The sequence below is a fragment of the Isoptericola sp. NPDC060185 genome, assembly GCF_042728595.1.
Classification (GTDB): Bacteria; Actinomycetota; Actinomycetes; order Actinomycetales; family Cellulomonadaceae; genus Isoptericola.
Genome location: NZ_JBHWYY010000003.1, coordinates 80,962 through 95,922, shown reverse-complemented (window position 1 = coordinate 95,922; position 14,961 = coordinate 80,962). Strand labels below are relative to the sequence as shown.

The 14,961-nt window shown below is 76.0% G+C and carries 18 protein-coding genes; 12 read left to right on the top strand and 6 right to left on the bottom strand.

What is annotated here, in order from left to right:
* Positions 1-13 precede the first annotated feature (13 nt).
* Positions 14-973, bottom strand: coding sequence for a type I pantothenate kinase (gene coaA, locus ACFWDO_RS02025; protein WP_380319424.1), 960 nt, complete (start codon positions 971-973; stop codon positions 14-16).
* 149 nt (positions 974-1,122) lie between these two features.
* Between coaA and ACFWDO_RS02020 the strand changes: the two genes are divergently transcribed.
* Both ACFWDO_RS02020 and ACFWDO_RS02015 read left to right on the top strand, forming a co-directional pair.
* Positions 1,123-1,470, top strand: a complete 348-nt coding sequence (locus ACFWDO_RS02020; RefSeq protein WP_380319361.1) for a pyrophosphatase — start codon at positions 1,123-1,125, stop codon at positions 1,468-1,470.
* 40 nt (positions 1,471-1,510) lie between these two features.
* Complete coding sequence (locus ACFWDO_RS02015) at positions 1,511-1,861, top strand: holo-ACP synthase (RefSeq protein WP_380319364.1); 351 nt, start codon at positions 1,511-1,513, stop codon at positions 1,859-1,861.
* Positions 1,862-1,867: 6 nt separating this feature from the next.
* Here the strand turns inward: ACFWDO_RS02015 and ACFWDO_RS02010 are convergent, their stop codons facing one another.
* On the bottom strand, positions 1,868-2,701 hold the full coding sequence (locus tag ACFWDO_RS02010) for an alpha/beta fold hydrolase (protein ID WP_380319367.1): 834 nt from the start codon (positions 2,699-2,701) through the stop codon (positions 1,868-1,870).
* A 3-nt stretch (positions 2,702-2,704) separates the two neighbouring features.
* Positions 2,705-3,760: an LLM class F420-dependent oxidoreductase gene (locus ACFWDO_RS02005; protein WP_380319370.1), complete on the bottom strand. Its 1,056-nt coding sequence runs from the start codon at positions 3,758-3,760 to the stop codon at positions 2,705-2,707.
* Between the two features lie 69 nt (positions 3,761-3,829).
* On the opposite strand from ACFWDO_RS02005, the gene ACFWDO_RS02000 reads away from it, so the two are divergent.
* Both ACFWDO_RS02000 and ACFWDO_RS01995 read left to right on the top strand, forming a co-directional pair.
* Positions 3,830-5,398: a bifunctional ADP-dependent NAD(P)H-hydrate dehydratase/NAD(P)H-hydrate epimerase gene (locus ACFWDO_RS02000; protein ID WP_380319373.1), complete on the top strand. Its 1,569-nt coding sequence runs from the start codon at positions 3,830-3,832 to the stop codon at positions 5,396-5,398.
* Between the two features lie 34 nt (positions 5,399-5,432).
* Entirely contained in the window at positions 5,433-6,080 is a 648-nt protein-coding gene (locus ACFWDO_RS01995; protein ID WP_380319376.1) for an acetyltransferase, read from the top strand.
* On the opposite strand, the gene ACFWDO_RS01990 is transcribed toward ACFWDO_RS01995, so the two are convergent.
* Complete coding sequence (locus ACFWDO_RS01990) at positions 6,067-6,792, bottom strand: SDR family NAD(P)-dependent oxidoreductase (protein ID WP_380319379.1); 726 nt, start codon at positions 6,790-6,792, stop codon at positions 6,067-6,069. The two genes, ACFWDO_RS01995 and ACFWDO_RS01990, sit on opposite strands and share 14 nt — an antisense overlap.
* A gap of 50 nt (positions 6,793-6,842) precedes the next feature.
* On the opposite strand from ACFWDO_RS01990, the gene ACFWDO_RS01985 reads away from it, so the two are divergent.
* Positions 6,843-7,409, top strand: coding sequence for a MarR family winged helix-turn-helix transcriptional regulator (locus tag ACFWDO_RS01985; RefSeq protein ID WP_380319382.1), 567 nt, complete (start codon positions 6,843-6,845; stop codon positions 7,407-7,409).
* Here ACFWDO_RS01985 and ACFWDO_RS01980 read toward each other — a convergent pair.
* Positions 7,406-7,888: a glutathione peroxidase gene (locus ACFWDO_RS01980; RefSeq protein WP_380319385.1), complete on the bottom strand. Its 483-nt coding sequence runs from the start codon at positions 7,886-7,888 to the stop codon at positions 7,406-7,408. The two genes, ACFWDO_RS01985 and ACFWDO_RS01980, sit on opposite strands and share 4 nt — an antisense overlap.
* A gap of 33 nt (positions 7,889-7,921) precedes the next feature.
* Here ACFWDO_RS01980 and ACFWDO_RS01975 point away from each other — a divergent pair, with 33 nt between their 5' ends.
* The 6 genes from ACFWDO_RS01975 to ACFWDO_RS01950 are packed head-to-tail and all read left to right on the top strand — an operon-like array spanning position 7,922 to position 13,095.
* The gene (locus ACFWDO_RS01975; RefSeq protein ID WP_380319388.1) at positions 7,922-8,953 is read left to right on the top strand and encodes a pseudouridine synthase; all 1,032 of its coding nucleotides are present in this window, start codon (positions 7,922-7,924) and stop codon (positions 8,951-8,953) included.
* A gap of 14 nt (positions 8,954-8,967) precedes the next feature.
* A complete protein-coding gene (gene alr / locus ACFWDO_RS01970) occupies positions 8,968-10,278 on the top strand; it encodes an alanine racemase (RefSeq protein WP_380319391.1) in 1,311 nt (436 codons plus the stop codon).
* The gene (gene tsaE / locus ACFWDO_RS01965) at positions 10,275-10,826 is read left to right on the top strand and encodes a tRNA (adenosine(37)-N6)-threonylcarbamoyltransferase complex ATPase subunit type 1 TsaE (RefSeq protein WP_380319394.1); all 552 of its coding nucleotides are present in this window, start codon (positions 10,275-10,277) and stop codon (positions 10,824-10,826) included. The genes alr and tsaE overlap by 4 nt, the downstream gene beginning before the upstream one ends.
* Before the next feature lie 54 nt (positions 10,827-10,880).
* Entirely contained in the window at positions 10,881-11,615 is a 735-nt protein-coding gene (gene tsaB, locus ACFWDO_RS01960) for a tRNA (adenosine(37)-N6)-threonylcarbamoyltransferase complex dimerization subunit type 1 TsaB (RefSeq protein ID WP_380319397.1), read from the top strand.
* A 56-nt stretch (positions 11,616-11,671) separates the two neighbouring features.
* On the top strand, positions 11,672-12,193 hold the full coding sequence (gene rimI, locus ACFWDO_RS01955) for a ribosomal protein S18-alanine N-acetyltransferase (RefSeq protein ID WP_380319427.1): 522 nt from the start codon (positions 11,672-11,674) through the stop codon (positions 12,191-12,193).
* The gene (locus tag ACFWDO_RS01950; protein ID WP_380319400.1) at positions 12,190-13,095 is read left to right on the top strand and encodes a sulfurtransferase; all 906 of its coding nucleotides are present in this window, start codon (positions 12,190-12,192) and stop codon (positions 13,093-13,095) included. Before rimI ends, ACFWDO_RS01950 begins: the two co-directional genes overlap by 4 nt.
* Positions 13,096-13,176: 81 nt before the next feature.
* Here ACFWDO_RS01950 and ACFWDO_RS01945 read toward each other — a convergent pair whose 3' ends face one another.
* Entirely contained in the window at positions 13,177-13,800 is a 624-nt protein-coding gene (locus ACFWDO_RS01945; RefSeq protein ID WP_380319403.1) for a malonic semialdehyde reductase, read from the bottom strand.
* 99 nt (positions 13,801-13,899) lie between these two features.
* Between ACFWDO_RS01945 and tsaD the strand changes: the two genes are divergently transcribed.
* Positions 13,900-14,961, top strand: a complete 1,062-nt coding sequence (gene tsaD, locus ACFWDO_RS01940; RefSeq protein ID WP_380319406.1) for a tRNA (adenosine(37)-N6)-threonylcarbamoyltransferase complex transferase subunit TsaD — start codon at positions 13,900-13,902, stop codon at positions 14,959-14,961.

Here is a 14,961-nt window from a genome sequence, read left to right as displayed (position 1 = left end):
CGGCGGCGGCGCGTCAGAGCTTGCGCAGCCGCACCCGCTGCACCGAGTGGTCCGACCCCTTCGTCAGCACCAGCGTGGCCCGCCCGCGCGTCGGCAGCACGTTGTGCTCCAGGTTCGGCGCGTTGATCGACTCCCAGATGGACAGGGCCCGCTCCGTCGCCTCCGAGTCCGACAGGTCCGCGTAGCGCCGGAAGTAGGACTCCGGCTTGCTGAACGCCGTCCTGCGCAGCTGCAGGAAGCGCTCCACGTACCACTGGCGGATGTTGCGGGTGCGGGCGTCGACGTAGATCGAGAAGTCGAAGAAGTCGCTCACCGCGACCGTCGACTCGTCGACGGCCGACGGGCGCGCCGGCTGCAGCACGTTCAGCCCCTCCACGATGAGGACGTCGGGCTTGCGGACCACGACCTCCTCGCCCGGCACGATGTCGTACACGACGTGCGAGTACACGGGGGCGCGCACCTCGGCCTGCCCCGCCTTGACGCGGGACAGGAAGCGGATGAGCGCCCGCCGGTCGTAGGACTCCGGGAAGCCCTTGCGGTCCATGATCCCGCGGCGCTGCAGCTCCGCGTTCGGGTACAGGAAGCCGTCCGTCGTCACCAGCTCGACGTGCGGGGTGTCCGGCCAGCGCGCCATCATCTCGCGCAGGATGCGCGCCGTCGTCGACTTGCCGACCGCCACCGAGCCCGCGACGCCGATGACGTACGGCGTGCGGGGCGGCTCCTCGTGCAGGAACGTCGAGGTGGCGCGGTGCAGCCCGGCGCTCGCGGCGACGTACAGGTTCAGCAGCCGCGACAGGGGCCGGAACACGGCGTCCACCTCGGCGAGGTCGATCGGGTCGCCGAGGCCGCGCAGCCGTTCGACGTCGGCGTCGGTCAGCGGGAGCGGGGTCGACGCCGACAGGCGGCTCCACGCCGCGCGATCGAGGTCGACGTACGGCGACGCCGGCGCGAGCCGGGTCAGGTGCTCGCCCAGCGGCTGCGGTGCGGTGCCGGGTGCGGTGTCGGAGGACTGCGGTGCCACCTGCACGATTCTGCCCGAGTCACCGGTTCGTCCCGCAACTCGGGCGGTCGACCGGTACGCCGACCGGGCCCGCCGGCGCCCGTCGTCCCTAGGGTGGGGGCGTGGAACTCACGGAGCTGGGCGACGAGGTCGAGATCATCTCGCGGGTGTACGAGCGCCGGTTCGGCATCGCGCGCACCGACGACTGGCTCGTGCTGAAGCTGCACGAGGAGGTCGGCGAGCTCACGCAGGCCTACCTCGCCCGCTCGGGCCGGTCGCGGGACCGCGGCGAGCGCGACGGCGAGGTCGACGCGGCGTTCCGGGCGGAGCTCGCCGACGTGCTGGCGCAGCTGCTGCTCGTCGCCCGCCGGTTCGACGTCGACCTCGAGGCGGAGGTGGAGCGCAAGTGGTTCCGCTGGCGCCACCTCGTGGAGCCGCAGGACGAGGCGGGCGTCCGGGCGCCGGGCTGAGCGGCACCGACGTCGGCCGCGACGGACCTAGGCTGGGCGCATGATCATCGGCGTGGGCATCGACGTGGTGGACGTCGCCCGGTTCATGGCGACCGTCGAGCGGGTGCCGCGCCTGCGGGAGAAGCTCTTCACCGAGGCGGAGCGCGACCTCCCCGCGTCGTCCCTGGCGGCGCGGTTCGCTGCGAAGGAGGCCATCGCCAAGGCGCTGGGCGCCCCCGGCGACCTGCACTGGCACGACGCCACCGTGCACCGCGTGATCGGGGGGCCGCCCGAGGTCGAGCTGCGCGGCACCGTGCAGGCGCGGGCCGACGAGCTCGGCGTGAAGGCCTGGCACCTGTCCATCTCTCACGACGCCGGCATCGCCTCCGCCATGGTGGTGGCGGAGGGCTGACGACGGTCAGGCGACGGACCGCCACCAGTCGAGGGTGACCGGCAGCGCGGTGAGCACGCTGACGTGGCCGGCGCGGGGGCGCAACCACAGCTCCGCCGCGGGCAGCGCCTCGACGAGCAGGTCGGCGTGGTGGCGGGGCACCACGCGGTCGGCGCCGCCCTGCACGACCAGGGTCGGGGCCGCGACGTCGGCCAGCGCCACGCCCCACGACTGCACGAACGCGAGGTCGTCGTCGACCTGCCCGCCGGGCCAGGCCTCCCCGGACCGCGACGCGTCGGCGCCGAGGGACGCCCACGTCCCCGCGAGCGTCGCGTAGTCGTCGGCGGTGAAGCTCGACTCGTCGAACTCGGCCGTCTCGGCGTGCCGCTCGCGGGCGGCGGGGCCCTCGAGCGCCGCGCGCAGGCCGCCGTCGTCGGCGATGCCGGCGAACCAGCGCTCGTCGGCGCCGCGCCCGGGGTACGGCGCGACCCCCGCGAGGGTGATCGCGCCGGACACCAGGTCCGGCCGGAGCGCGGCGAGGGCCAGGGCGTGCGGCCCGCCGCCTGAGGCGCCCACCGCGACGCACCGGGTCACGCCGAGGGCGCCCAGGGCGTGCGCCACGTCCGCCGCGGCCAGGGCCACGGTGCGCCCGGGACGGCGGGTGGACCCTCCGTACCCGGCGCGCGCCACGGAGACCACCCGCAGCCCGCGCGCACGGGCGGCGGACACGACCGGTGCGAGCAGCTCGCCCGACTGGGGCGACCCGTGGTGCCAGACGACGGCGTCGGCGGACGACGGACCGTCGTCGTACGCGACCAGCCGCCGACCGTCCGGGAGGTCGAGCTCGTGCCGTGAGCCCACCGCTCAGTCCTGCAGCTCGGGGATGACCTGCCGCTGGAACAGCTCGATCCCGTCGCGGTCGGCCGCAGCGTTCGGGAAGTACGTGATCGCGTACGTCATACCGCGGGCCTTGAGGTCCGTCAGCTTCTCGACGATCTGCTCGGGCGTCCCGACGAGCGGGCCGTTGCGCCAGCTCGCGATCTCGCCCTCGCCGCGCTCCCCGGGGGCGTACTTGCGGAAGTGGGACTCGATCCAGGCGAACCGGTCGTCGATCTCGGCCTGGTTCTCCCCGATGACCACGTTGTAGTCGGCCGAGCGGGTGATCTCGCCGAAGTCGCGGCCCAGGTCGCGGCAGTGCTGCTCCAGCACCGACGACTTGTGCGTGAAGCCCTCGGGCGAGCCGTCGAAGTTGGTGTACTGCGCGAACCGCGCCGCGATCCGCAGGGTCTTCTTCTCGCCGCCGCCCGCGACCCACACCGGGATGGACGGCACCTCGGCACCGCCCTCGCCCACGGCGAGCCGCTGCAAGGGCTGCGGGTAGCAGAGCGCGCCGTCCACCTGGTACGTCTCGCCGTCGAACCTTCCGGACGACCCGGTGCGCCACATCTGCGTGATGATCTGCAGGCCCTCGTCCAGGGCGCGCAGCCGCTCGCCCGCGCGGGGGAAGCCGTAGCCGTACGCCCGCCACTCGTGCTCGTACCAGCCGGCCCCGATGCCCAGCTGGGCCCGGCCGCCGGAGATCGCGTCCACCGTGGAGGCGACCTTCGCCAGATACGCGGGGTTCCGGTACGACATGCACGTGCACATCTGCCCCAGCTTCACCCGCTGGGACGCGGCCGCGAACGCCGCCATGAGCGTCCACGCCTCGTGCGTCGCCTCGGTGCTGGGGACCGGGACGGTGTGAAAATGGTCGTACACCCAGACCGAGTCCCAGGCCCACGGGCCGCCCGGGATCGGCTCCCCGGCCGCGGCGTTGTCGGCGTAGTGGAGGAGAGACAGCATCGTCTCCCAGTGCTGCTCCGGGGGGACGTCGGTGAGCGAGTGGCGCCAGCCCTGCGGGATGAAGAGTCCGAATCGCATGGCCCCGAGCCTATGCCTCGACCTGCGGCAACGCTGCGGGGCTCGGCGACGCGCGGCAGGATGCGTCTCATGATCTCCGCCTGGCCCGCCGCCGCCGTCCGTGCCGCCGAGGAGCCGCTGCTGGCGGCGGGGGTCCCGCTGATGGAGCGGGCGTCGTTCGCGCTGGCGACGCAGGTCGTGCAGGACGTGGCGGCGCGCCGCGGTCCGGTGCGCGGCGCGCGGGTCGTGCTGCTGGTGGGCGCCGGGAACAACGGCGGGGACGCGCTGCACGCGGGGGCGGTGCTGGCGCGGCGCGGGCTGGCGGTCACGGCGGTGCTGGTGGCCGAGCGGTTCCACGCGGGCGGGCATGCGGCGCTGGAGCGGGCCGGCGGCCGCGTCGTCGAGCTGTTCGCCGACCCCGGGCGCCTGGGCGCCATGGCCGACGAGGCCGCGCGCGCCGACGTCGTCCTCGACGGCCTGGTGGGCATCGGCGCCAGCGGCCCCCTGCGAGGCCTCGCCGCCGACGTCGTGGGGGCGCTCGTGGCGGTGGCCGGCAGCGGGCCCGGACGGCCGTGGGTGGTGGCGGTCGACGTGCCGTCGGGCGTCGGGGTGGGCGACGGTGCGGTGACGGGCCCGGTGCTCGCGGCGGACCGGACCGTGACGTTCGGCGCCGCGAAGCCCGGGCTGCTGCTGCCGCCGGGGGCCGCGCTCGCGGGGGAGGTCAGCGTGGTCGACCTCGGCCTGAGCCTGCCGGGTGAACCCGCGGTCCGCCGCCTCGAGCCGGGGGACGTCGCGCGGTCGTGGCCGGTGCCGGGACCCGCCGACCACAAGTACACGCGGGGCGTCGTCGGCGTGGTGGCGGGGACCGCCACCTACCCCGGGGCCGCCGTCCTCGCCACGAGCGCCGCGGTGCGGGCGGGCGCGGGCATGGTGCGCTACCGCGGGTCGGGGCCGGTGTCCGGGCGCGTGCTGACCGCGCGCCCCGAGGTCGTCACGGCGCCCGGGAGGGTGCAGGCGTGGGTGGTCGGGCCGGGCGTGCCGGGCGGGCCGGAGGCAGCCCACGAGGGCGAGGACACCGGCCAGGACGACGGGCAGCACGAGCGCGGACGGGCGGGGCTCGCGGCGGCCGCCGGCCGCCTCGCCGGGACCGCGGGCGGGCCGGTGCCCGCCGTCGTCGACGCCGGGGGCCTGGGCCTGCTGGACGACGTCGCGCCGCCGTGGTTCGTGCTCACCCCGCACGCGGGCGAGCTGACGTCGCTGCTGCGCTCCCGAGGCGAGGACGTGCGGCGCGCCGACGTCGAGGCCGAGCCGCTGCGCTGGGCCCGCCGGGCCCACGAGCTGACCGGCGCGACGGTGCTCCTCAAGGGCGGGGTGACGGTGGTCGTCGGGCACGGCGTCGCCTACGCGCAGGCGGACGGCCCGGCGTGGCTCGCGACCGCGGGAGCGGGCGACGTCCTCGCGGGCGTGCTCGGCGCGATGCTTGCTGCCCGGTCCGCCGAGGTGGTCGAGCGCCCGGCGCTCGCGGCCGAGGTGGCCGCCGCCGCGGCGCTCGTGCACGGGCGCGCCGCGCACCGCGCGAACCCCGGCGGCCCGGTGGCCGCCCTCGACGTCGCCGACGCCGTCCCCGCCGAGATCGCGGCGCTGCTCGCCGCCCGGTGAGCCGGCCACGTGCCTGCCGCTACGCTGCGCCCCGATGACGACGAACCAGAACGCCGTACGGGTGCTGCGCTCCGACGACCCCGAGGCCGCCCGCCTGCTCGACGCCGGCGCACGCGTGGTGTCCGAGTCGTGGGGCGCGCGCCTCACCGTCACCGCGGAGGTACTCGCCACCTGCTGCACGGCCGTCGAGGTCGCCCGGTCGGCAGGCTGGGTGGTCCGCGCCCTCGCGCCGGAGGAGGCCGCGGCGCTCGTCGCGCTCGATGCCACGGCCGCCGCGGACTACCCGGTGACGGCGGCGACCTCCCACGACGTGCCCGACGCCGCGGCGCTCGCGGCCGCGCTCGCGGCCGGGGAGCGGTGGGCGTTCGGGGCGTTCGCCGCGGACGGGCGCCTGGACGCCGCGACGGTGCTGTACCCGGAGGGCGACCGGGTCGACATCGACCTCACGGTGACGCGTGCGGCCGCTCGACGCCGCGGGTTGGCGACCGCCGTCAAGGGCGCCGCCGTCCTGGCGCTCGCCGAGGCCGGGCACACCCTGTTCGGCACCGGCGGCGCCGGGGACAACGTGGGCTCGCGCCGTGCCAACGAGGCGCTGGGCTACGTGGTCACCGAGCGCTGGTTGCACCTGCGGGTGCCCACCGCGGGGACGACGCCGGGGGGACGGCCACTCACCGCGTGGTGAACGCGCCCCCGTTCACGTGCAGGGTCTGTCCCGTCACGTGGCGGCCGCCCGGGGAGGCGAGGTAGGCCACGAGCGCGGCGACGTCGTCCGGGCGGCCCGGACGTCGGTCGTGCGCCGCGGCGACGAGGGAGTCCCGCCGCTCGGGCGTGAGCCGGCTCTTGAAGTAGCCCGTGTCCTCGACGTAGCCGGGCGCCACGCAGTTCGCCGTGATGCCGCGCGGGCCCACCTCGGCGGACAGGCCCGCGGTCCACGCCTGGACGGCGGCCTTGGCGACGCCGTACGACGTGCCGGCGTACTCCGCGCCGATCGAACCCACGGTGACGACGGCACCGCCGGACGGCATCTCGCGGAGCACCGCGGTCACGACGAGCACCGTCGACAGCAGGTTGGCGTCGAGGTTCGCCCGCCACGCCGCGGCGGTCTCCGCGAGCGACGGGTCGCGACCTGCGGGGGCGTCGAAGTCGGTGTTGCCGCCGGACAGGGCCACGAGCACGTCGACGGGCCGGCCGATCTCCGCCACCAGTCGCTCGACGTCCACGGGGTCTGCGGGGTCGCAGCGGACCCCGCGCGCCCCGATGTCGTCGGCGGCGTCCGCCAGCGGGCCCGGCCGACGGCCGGACAGGACGACGTCGTCTCCCGCGGCGGCGAAGGTCCGTGCCACGGCGCGGCCGATGCCACCTGTGCCTCCGGTGACGAGGATGGTGCGGTGCATGGTTCTCTCCCGTATGTTTAGACCTAAACGTCAACCCTACAGGAGGACCCATGGCCGTTCCCGACGGGAGCTCCCCGGAACCCGGCCCGCTGGACGACGTCGCCTCGCTCGCGTCCGCCCGGATCGCCGAGGCGTGGGAGCGGGAGCTGCCCGGGGTCCCGACGTCGTCGATCGGTGTCATCACCCCGCTGTGGCGCGTCGCGAAGCTGCTCGCCGACGAGCGTCGACGCACCCTCGCCCGGCTCGGGGTCGACACGGCCACGCTGGACCTGCTGAGCACGCTGCGGCGTGCCGGCGATCCCTGGACGCTCACCACGAGGGAGCTCGCCGCGCGCTGCCTCGTCACGGCGGGGGCGATCTCCCAGCGGGTGGCCCGGGCCGAGGCCGCCGGCCTGGTGGCCCGGTCGTCGTCGTCCACCGGGCCGCGCGCGGTCGCCGTCACGCTGACGGGCGCCGGGCACGCGACGGTGGAGCGGGTCGTGCGAGAGCTGCTCGACCACGAGGAGCGGCTGCTCGACGTGCTGAGCCACGCGGACCAGGCCCGCGTGGCCGACGCGCTCGAGACCCTGCTCGCGTCGCTCCCGAGGGCCGCCGCGGAGGGCCCGGCGGGCGACTAGCGGGGCAGCGCCTTCTCGATGAGGGCGACGATCTCCGGGGCGTCGGGCACGGTCTGCGGGGAGAAGCGGTGCACGTCGGCGCCCGGCAGCACGAGGAACTTCTCGAAGTTCCAGCGGATCCGTCCGTCGTGCCCGCCGGCGTCGGGCATCTTCTTCAGCTCGGCGTACAGCGGGTGCGCGTGCCGCCCGTTGACCCGGATCTTGGAGAGCACGGGGAAGGTGACCCCGTAGGTGGTGGAGCAGAACTCGGCGATCTTCTCGTCGGTGGACAGCTCCTGCAGGAACTGGTTGGACGGGAAGCCGATCACGGTGAACCCGCGGTCGGCGTACGTCTTCTGCAGCCGCTCCAGCGCCTCGTACTGCGGGGTGAGCCCGCACCGCGAGGCGACGTTGACCACCAGCACGACGTCGTCGCGGTGCTCCGCGAGCGTGGTCGTCGTGCCGTCCATGCGCTCGAACGGGATGTCGTAGAGGCTCATACGGCCCATCATGCCGCGCGCGACAATGGTCCGGTGCCCCCCGGATCGCGCGAGGACCGCCCGCGCAAGCACGTCCCGCCCCTGCCCGTGCGCGACGGCCTCAACCCCACGCGCCTGGTGCTGCCCCACGACGCGGCCAGCGTCGCCCGGTACGCGACGGCGGCGCAGTACCTGCTGGAGCGGTTCGGCCATGACGCGGGCGACGCCGCGCGCCTGCGGGAGAAGCTCGCCGCGGGCGAGGTGGTGACGGGCGCAGGCGCCGTCGTCGACGACGCCACGCCGTACGACCCGCGCGGTTTCCTCTACCTCTACCGCGACCCGCCCGCCGACGAGCCCGAGGTCCCGGCGCTCGCGGAGCTCGAGGTGCTGCACCGCGACGACGACCTGCTGGTGGTGGACAAGCCGCACCTCGTCGCGACGATGCCGCGCGGCCGGTGGGTGACGCGCACCGTGCTGGTGCACCTGCGCGCCACCCTCGACCTGCCCGAGCTGGTGCCCGCGCACCGGCTCGACCGGCCCACCGCCGGCGTGCTCGTGCTCACCGTGCGTCCCGAGGCGCGCGGCCCGTACCAGACGGCGTTCCAGGACCGCGCCGTGCGCAAGGTGTACGAGGCGGTCGCCGCCCTGCCCGCGCCGGGCAGCGAGCTCGACGTCCACGGCACGACGACGGTCCGCTCGCGCATCGTCAAGCATCGCGGCGTGGTGCGGGCCCGTCAGGAGCCGGGGGAGCCGAACGCGGAGTCGCGGGTGACGCTCGTCGCGCGCGACGCCGCGCGCGGCCTCGGGCTGTACCGACTGGAGCCGCGCACCGGCAAGACGCACCAGCTGCGCCTGCACATGGCGTCCCTGGGGCTGCCGCTGCTGCACGACACGTTCTGGCCCCGGCTGCGCGAGGACGCGCCCGACGACCCGGCGCGCCCGCTGCAGCTGCTCTCGCGCTCGCTGGCGTTCGTCGACCCCCTCAGCGGCGAGCGGCGCGCGTTCCGCTCCCGGCGACGGCTCGCGGAATGGCCCGCGGAGCTGCCCGGGGACGTCGGCGACGACGGGACCCCGGGCGGGCGGTGAGAGAATCGGTGACCGTGAGCACCGAGGTCCCCTCCGAGGTCCCGACCGCCCCCACGGGCGCTGCCGCCGCCGACCTGCCCTTCCCCGACGACTCCCTCGCCCGCGCCGTCGTCGACCTGTCCGCCGTGCGCGACAACGTCCGCGCGCTGGCCGGGCACGCGCCGACCGCCGCGGTGATGGCCGTGGTCAAGGCGGACGGCTACGGGCACGGGATGCTGCCGGTGGCGCGGGCCGCGCTCACGGGCGGGGCCACGTGGCTCGGCACCGCCGTGCCCGCCGAGGCGCTCGCGCTGCGCGCCGGCGGGATCACCCCCGCCGACGCCCGGGTGCTCACCTGGCTCGCGACGCCCGGCGCGCCGTTCGACCGGCTGGTCGCCGCGGGCGTGGACGTGGGCGTCGCGGCGCCCTGGGCGCTCGCCGAGGTGGCCGCCGGGGCACGCGCCGCGGGCGAGACCGCGCGGGTGCACCTCAAGGTCGACACGGGCCTCGGGCGCAGCGGGATCACGCCCGCGGACCTGCCGGACGTCGTGCGGCGCGCGGCCGCGCTGGAGGCCGAGGGCGTGCTGCGCGTCGTCGGGGTGATGTCCCACCTGGCGTGCGCGGACGAGCCGGGCCACCCGTCGATCGCGCTGCAGGCCGCGGCCTTCGACGACGCCGTGCGGCGCGTCGAGCGCGCCGGGCTGAGCCTGGAGGTGCGGCACCTGGCGAACTCGGCGGCCGTGCTCACCGACCCGCGCCTGCACCACGACCTCGTGCGGCCCGGCATCGCCGTCTACGGGCACTCGCCGGTGCCGCAGCTCGGCGCGCCGGGCGACTACGGGCTGCGGGGCGCGATGACGCTGCAGGCACGACTCGCCACGGTCAAGGACGTGCCGGCCGGCCACGGCGTGTCGTACGGGCATCACTACACGACGCCGCGGGCCACCCGCCTCGGCGTCGTGCCCCTGGGCTACGCGGACGGCATCCAGCGGCACGCGTCGGGCGGGGACCTCGGCGTCGGCGGGCCGGTGGCCGTCGGCGGGGGCGGCCCCGCGGGGACGGGGGACGCTCGGGTGCTGCGGGTAGCGGGCCGGGTCTGCATGGACCAGTTCGTCCTCGACCTCGGCCCGGGCGCGCCGGAGCGCGCGGGGGACGTCGTGACGCTGTTCGGGGAGTCGGACGGCGTCGAGCGCGGCGTCGTCGGCGGTATCACGCGGCCGAACGCCGAGGACTGGGCCCGCGCCGCGGGCACCATCAGCTACGAGATCGTCACGGGCATCGGGGCGCGCGCCGCGCGCGTGTACACGGGCCTCGACACCCCGACCAGGAAGGAAGTGCAGCGGTGAGCGACGTCGTCGTGCGGACGGAGACGGACCTGCCGGACGCGGAGGCCACCCGCGCGCTCGGGGCGGCCCTGGCGGACGTGCTCCGGGCGGGGGACCTGGTGATCCTCACGGGGGACCTGGGGGCGGGAAAGACGACGCTCACGCAGGGCCTGGGGGCTGCGCTGGGCGTGCGGGGCCAGGTGGCGTCGCCCACGTTCATCGTGGCGCGCGAGCACCCGCCGCTGCCGCGGGAGGACGGCTCGCGCGGGCCCGCCCTCGTGCACGTGGACGCCTACCGCCTCGGCAGCCTCGGCGAGCTGGACGCCCTCGACCTCGACTCCTCGCTCGAGGAGTCGGTGACGGTCGTCGAGTGGGGCCGCGGTCTGGCCGAGGCGCTCACCGAGGACCGCCTGGAGATCGACCTGGAGCGTCCGCGCGGGCAGGCCGGCGACGTTCCGGACCCGGCGGACGACGACACCGACCCGGGCGCCGGTACCCGGCACGCCACCCTGCGGGGCGTCGGCGCGCGCTGGTCCGGCGTCGACCTGGCCGCCCTCGCCGCGCGCTGACCCTGCCGCTCGACGCGTCCCCCGGTCCGGTCGGGGGAACCGTAGGCTGGGGCCGTGGCAGTTCTCGCTCTTGACACGTCCGCAGCCGTCGCCGTCGCGCTCGTCGACGAGGCGGGCGCCCGGCTCGCCTCGCGCTCGGCCGACGAGCGTCGCCGGCACGCCGAGTCGCTCGGCCCGCTCGTCGCCGAGGTGCTCGACGACGCCGGCCTCGACCGCTCGGCGCTCACCGCCGTGGTCGCCGGCACCGGGCCCGCCCCGTTCACCGGCCTGCGCGTGGGGCTCGTCACCGCGCGCACCCTCGCCCTGAGCCTGGGCATCGAGGTGCTCGGCGTACCGAGCATCGACGCGGTGGCCGTGCAGGCGGTCGCCGACCTCGGCCTCACGCCGGGCGACGAGGTGCTCGTCGCGACCGACGCCCGCCGCAAGGAGGTCTACTGGGCGCACTACCGCGTCGTCGCGCACGAGGGCCCGCACGGCGTCCCCGTCGTCGAGACGCTGGCGGGACCCGGCGTGGACAAGGCCGTCGAGGTCGCCGCCCGGCTCGCGGACGCGCCCGCCGACGGCGGGCGGCTGGTCGTCGTGGGGGAGGGCGCCACGCTGTACCCGGAGCACCTGCCGGCCGACGAGGACGCACCGCTCGTGCCGGACGCCGCGGTCCTGGCCCGGCTCGCGCTCGCCCGCCGCGCCGCGGGCGAGGACCTGCCCACGGAGCCGCTGTACCTGCGCCGCCCCGACGTGCAGGAGCCGGCGCCCGCACGCCTCGTGCCCGCCACGGGGAGCCCGGCGTGACCACGGACCAGCCCACGGTCGGTGGTCCGACGGCCGAGCAGCCCGAGCGGCCGGAGCTGCCCCGCACGGTCCAGCACGTCTACGCGCCGACCTGCCGTCTGCGCCCGCTGCGCAGCACCGACTTCGACCGGGTGCTGGAGCTGGAGCGCGTGCTCTTCGGCGCCGGGGCGTGGACCTACGGGATGCTCACCGACGAGCTGGCCGGCCTCGGCCGCTGGTACGTCGTCGCCGAGCCCACGGGGCCGGACGCCGTGGCCGTGTACGGCGCGGGGCCGAAGCCGGTGGTGGGGTACGCGGGCCTGTGGTTCGACGGCGACGTCGTGCAGGTCATGACGATCGGTGTGGACCCGCGCTACCAGCGGCACGGCGTCGGGCGGGCGCTCCTCGAGGCGCTCGTGGAGCGCGCGCGCACGCTGCGGGCCACCGCCGTCCTGCTCGAGGTGCGCGTGGACAACGACCCCGCCCTCGCGCTGTACGAGCGGCTCGGCTTCGAGCGGATCGGGCTGCGCAAGCGGTACTACCAGCCGGAGGACAAGGACGCCTTCACCATGCGCCTGGACCTGGGGAGCGCGGCGTGAGCGCCGCCGGGACGCACCGCGCCCGCGTGCTGGTGTCCGTCGCCGAGCTCGCGGCGGACCTGCGCCTCAGCGCCGGGCCCGACCCGTCGGACGGGGCGCCCGTGCTGCTCGACGTACGCTGGGCGCTCGGCATGACCGACGGCCGCGAGCGCTACCTCGAGGGCCACCTGCCCGACGCCGTGTACGTGGACCTGGAGTCCGAGCTGGCCGCCGAGGCGTCACCCCAGGAGGGCCGCCACCCGCTGCCGTCTGCGTCGTCGTTCCAGCGCAGCGCACGGGCCTGGGGCCTGCGGGCGGGGACGCGCGTCGTCGTCTACGACACCGTCGGCGGCCTGTCCGCGGCTCGCGCCTGGTGGCTGCTGCGCTACTTCGGCGTCCACGACGTGCGCATCCTGGACGGCGGCCTGCCGGCCTGGGTGCGCGCGGGCTACGCGCTGGAGAGCGGCGACGTCACCCGCGCGCCCGGCGACCTCGTGGTCCGGCCGGGACACCTGCCCGTGCTCGACGCCGACGACGCGGCGGAGCTGGCGGAGGCCGGCACCCTGCTGGACGCGCGCGCCGCCGAGCGGTACCGCGGTGAGACGGAGCCCGTGGACCCGCGGGCGGGGCACGTCCCCGGCGCGCTCAGCGCGCCGACCGCGGCCAATCTCGGCGACGACGGGAGGTTCCTCGACGACGAGGCGCTCGAGGCCCGGTTCGCCGACCTCGGCCTGACCGCGGCGGACGCCGTGGGGGACGACGGCGTGCTGGCCGTGGGCGTGTACTGCGGGTCCGGCGTGACCGCGGCGCACGAGATCGCGGCCCTGGCGTGCGCCGGCATCCCCGCGGCCCTGTACGCCGGGTCGTGGTCGCAGTGGTCGAACGACGACACCCGCCCCGCGGCGGTCGGGGACCGCCCGTAGCGACCCCGCGGCGACACGCTCCGACGACGACGGCCCGGCCCCCTCCAGGGGACCGGGCCGTTCGCGTCGGGGGCGCGACGGTCAGAGGACCTGCGCGACCTCGTCGAAGGACAGACGCGGGGCGCGCGGGTACGGGGAGCCCTCGCCCTCGGCGTGGCCGACGTTGATGACCAGGAACGACTTCCAGCCGGACTCGGCGAAGAACTCGGCGTCCACGCCGTCGAAGTCCATGCCGTTCATCGGGCCGGCGGCGAGGCCGGCGGCGCGCAGGCCGACGATGAGGTAGCCGGCCTGGATGAGGGCGTTGTTGCGGGCCATCTGCTCGCGGACGTCCGCGGCGGGCTCCAGCTGGTCCTTCATGCCCGGGTAGGCGGGGAACAGGGTGTCGAGGTGCTGGTGGAACGCCGGGTCGGCGGCGAGCACGAGCGAGACGGGCGCGTTCGCGACGCGGTCCTTGTTGTTGCCGCCCATGTGGGTCACGAGGCGCTCGCGCGCCTCGCCCGAGCGCAGCACGAGCACGCGCAGCGGCAGCGTGTTCATCGCGGTCGGGCCGAACTTGGCGAGGTCCCAGGCCGAGGTGAGCTGCTCGTCGGTGACGGGCTCGTCGGTCCAGAGCGAGGTGGTGCGGGCGGCGCGGAACAGGAGGTCCGCCACGTCGTCGCCGACGGCGAGCGACGTGGACGGGTGCGTGAGGGTCTCGGTCATGGTTGCCCTAACCGATCGATGCAGAATCATGATTCCCGGATCCGCCGTGACGCCGGTCACGCGGCCGTGCCGGGGGCGGTGATGGGGGAAGATGTCGGCATGGCTGCATCGCTCGCGGGCTCCGGCCCGCTCGTCCTCGGCATCGAGACCTCCTGCGACGAGACGGGCGTCGCGCTCGTCCGCGGCGACGAGCTGCTGGTCGACGCCGTCGCGAGCTCCATGGACGAGCACGCGCGCTACGGCGGGATCATCCCGGAGGTCGCGAGCCGCGCCCACCTCGAGGCGATGGTCCCCACCATCACGCGGGCGCTGGGCGAGGCGGACGTCGACCTGTCGGAGCTCGACGCGATCGCCGTCACCGCGGGGCCCGGGCTCGTCGGCCCCCTGACCATCGGGGCGTCGGCCGCGAAGGCGCTCGCGATCGGCCTGGACAAGCCGCTCTACGGCGTCAACCACGTCATCGGGCACGCGGCGGTGAACCAGCTCGTGGACGGGCCGTTCACGGGGCGCACGATGGCGCTGGTCGTCTCGGGCGGTCACAGCACCCTGATGCTCGTGGAGGACGTCGCGACCGGCGTGACCGAGCTCGGCTCCACCCTCGACGACGCGGCGGGGGAGGCGTTCGACAAGGTCGGCCGCCTGCTCGGCCTGCCGTACCCGGGCGGCCCGCACGTGGACCGCCTGGCGCGCGAGGGCGACCCCGAGGCCATCCGCTTCCCGCGCGGCCTCACGGCCGCCAAGGACCAGGAGAAGCACGCCTACGACTTCTCCTTCTCGGGGCTCAAGACCGCCGTGGCGCGCTGGATCGAGGCCTGCGTGGACTCCGGGCGCGAGGTGCCGGCGGCCGACGTCGCCGCGTCGTTCGCCGCCGCCGTCGCCGACGTGCTCACCGCCAAGACCATCGCCGCGTGCCGCCGGCACGACGTCGACACGCTCGTCGTGGGGGGCGGCTTCTCCGCGAACAGCCAGCTGCGCGAGATGGCGGCCGCGCGCTGCGCGGAGGCCGGCATCGACCTGCGCATCCCGCCGATCCGCTACTGCACCGACAACGGCGCGATGATCGCCGCGCTGGGCTCCGCCGTCGTCCGCGCCGGCGTGGCGCCGTCGACCCTCGACTTCCCCGTCGACTCGTCGATGCCGATGAGCACCATCACGGTCTGA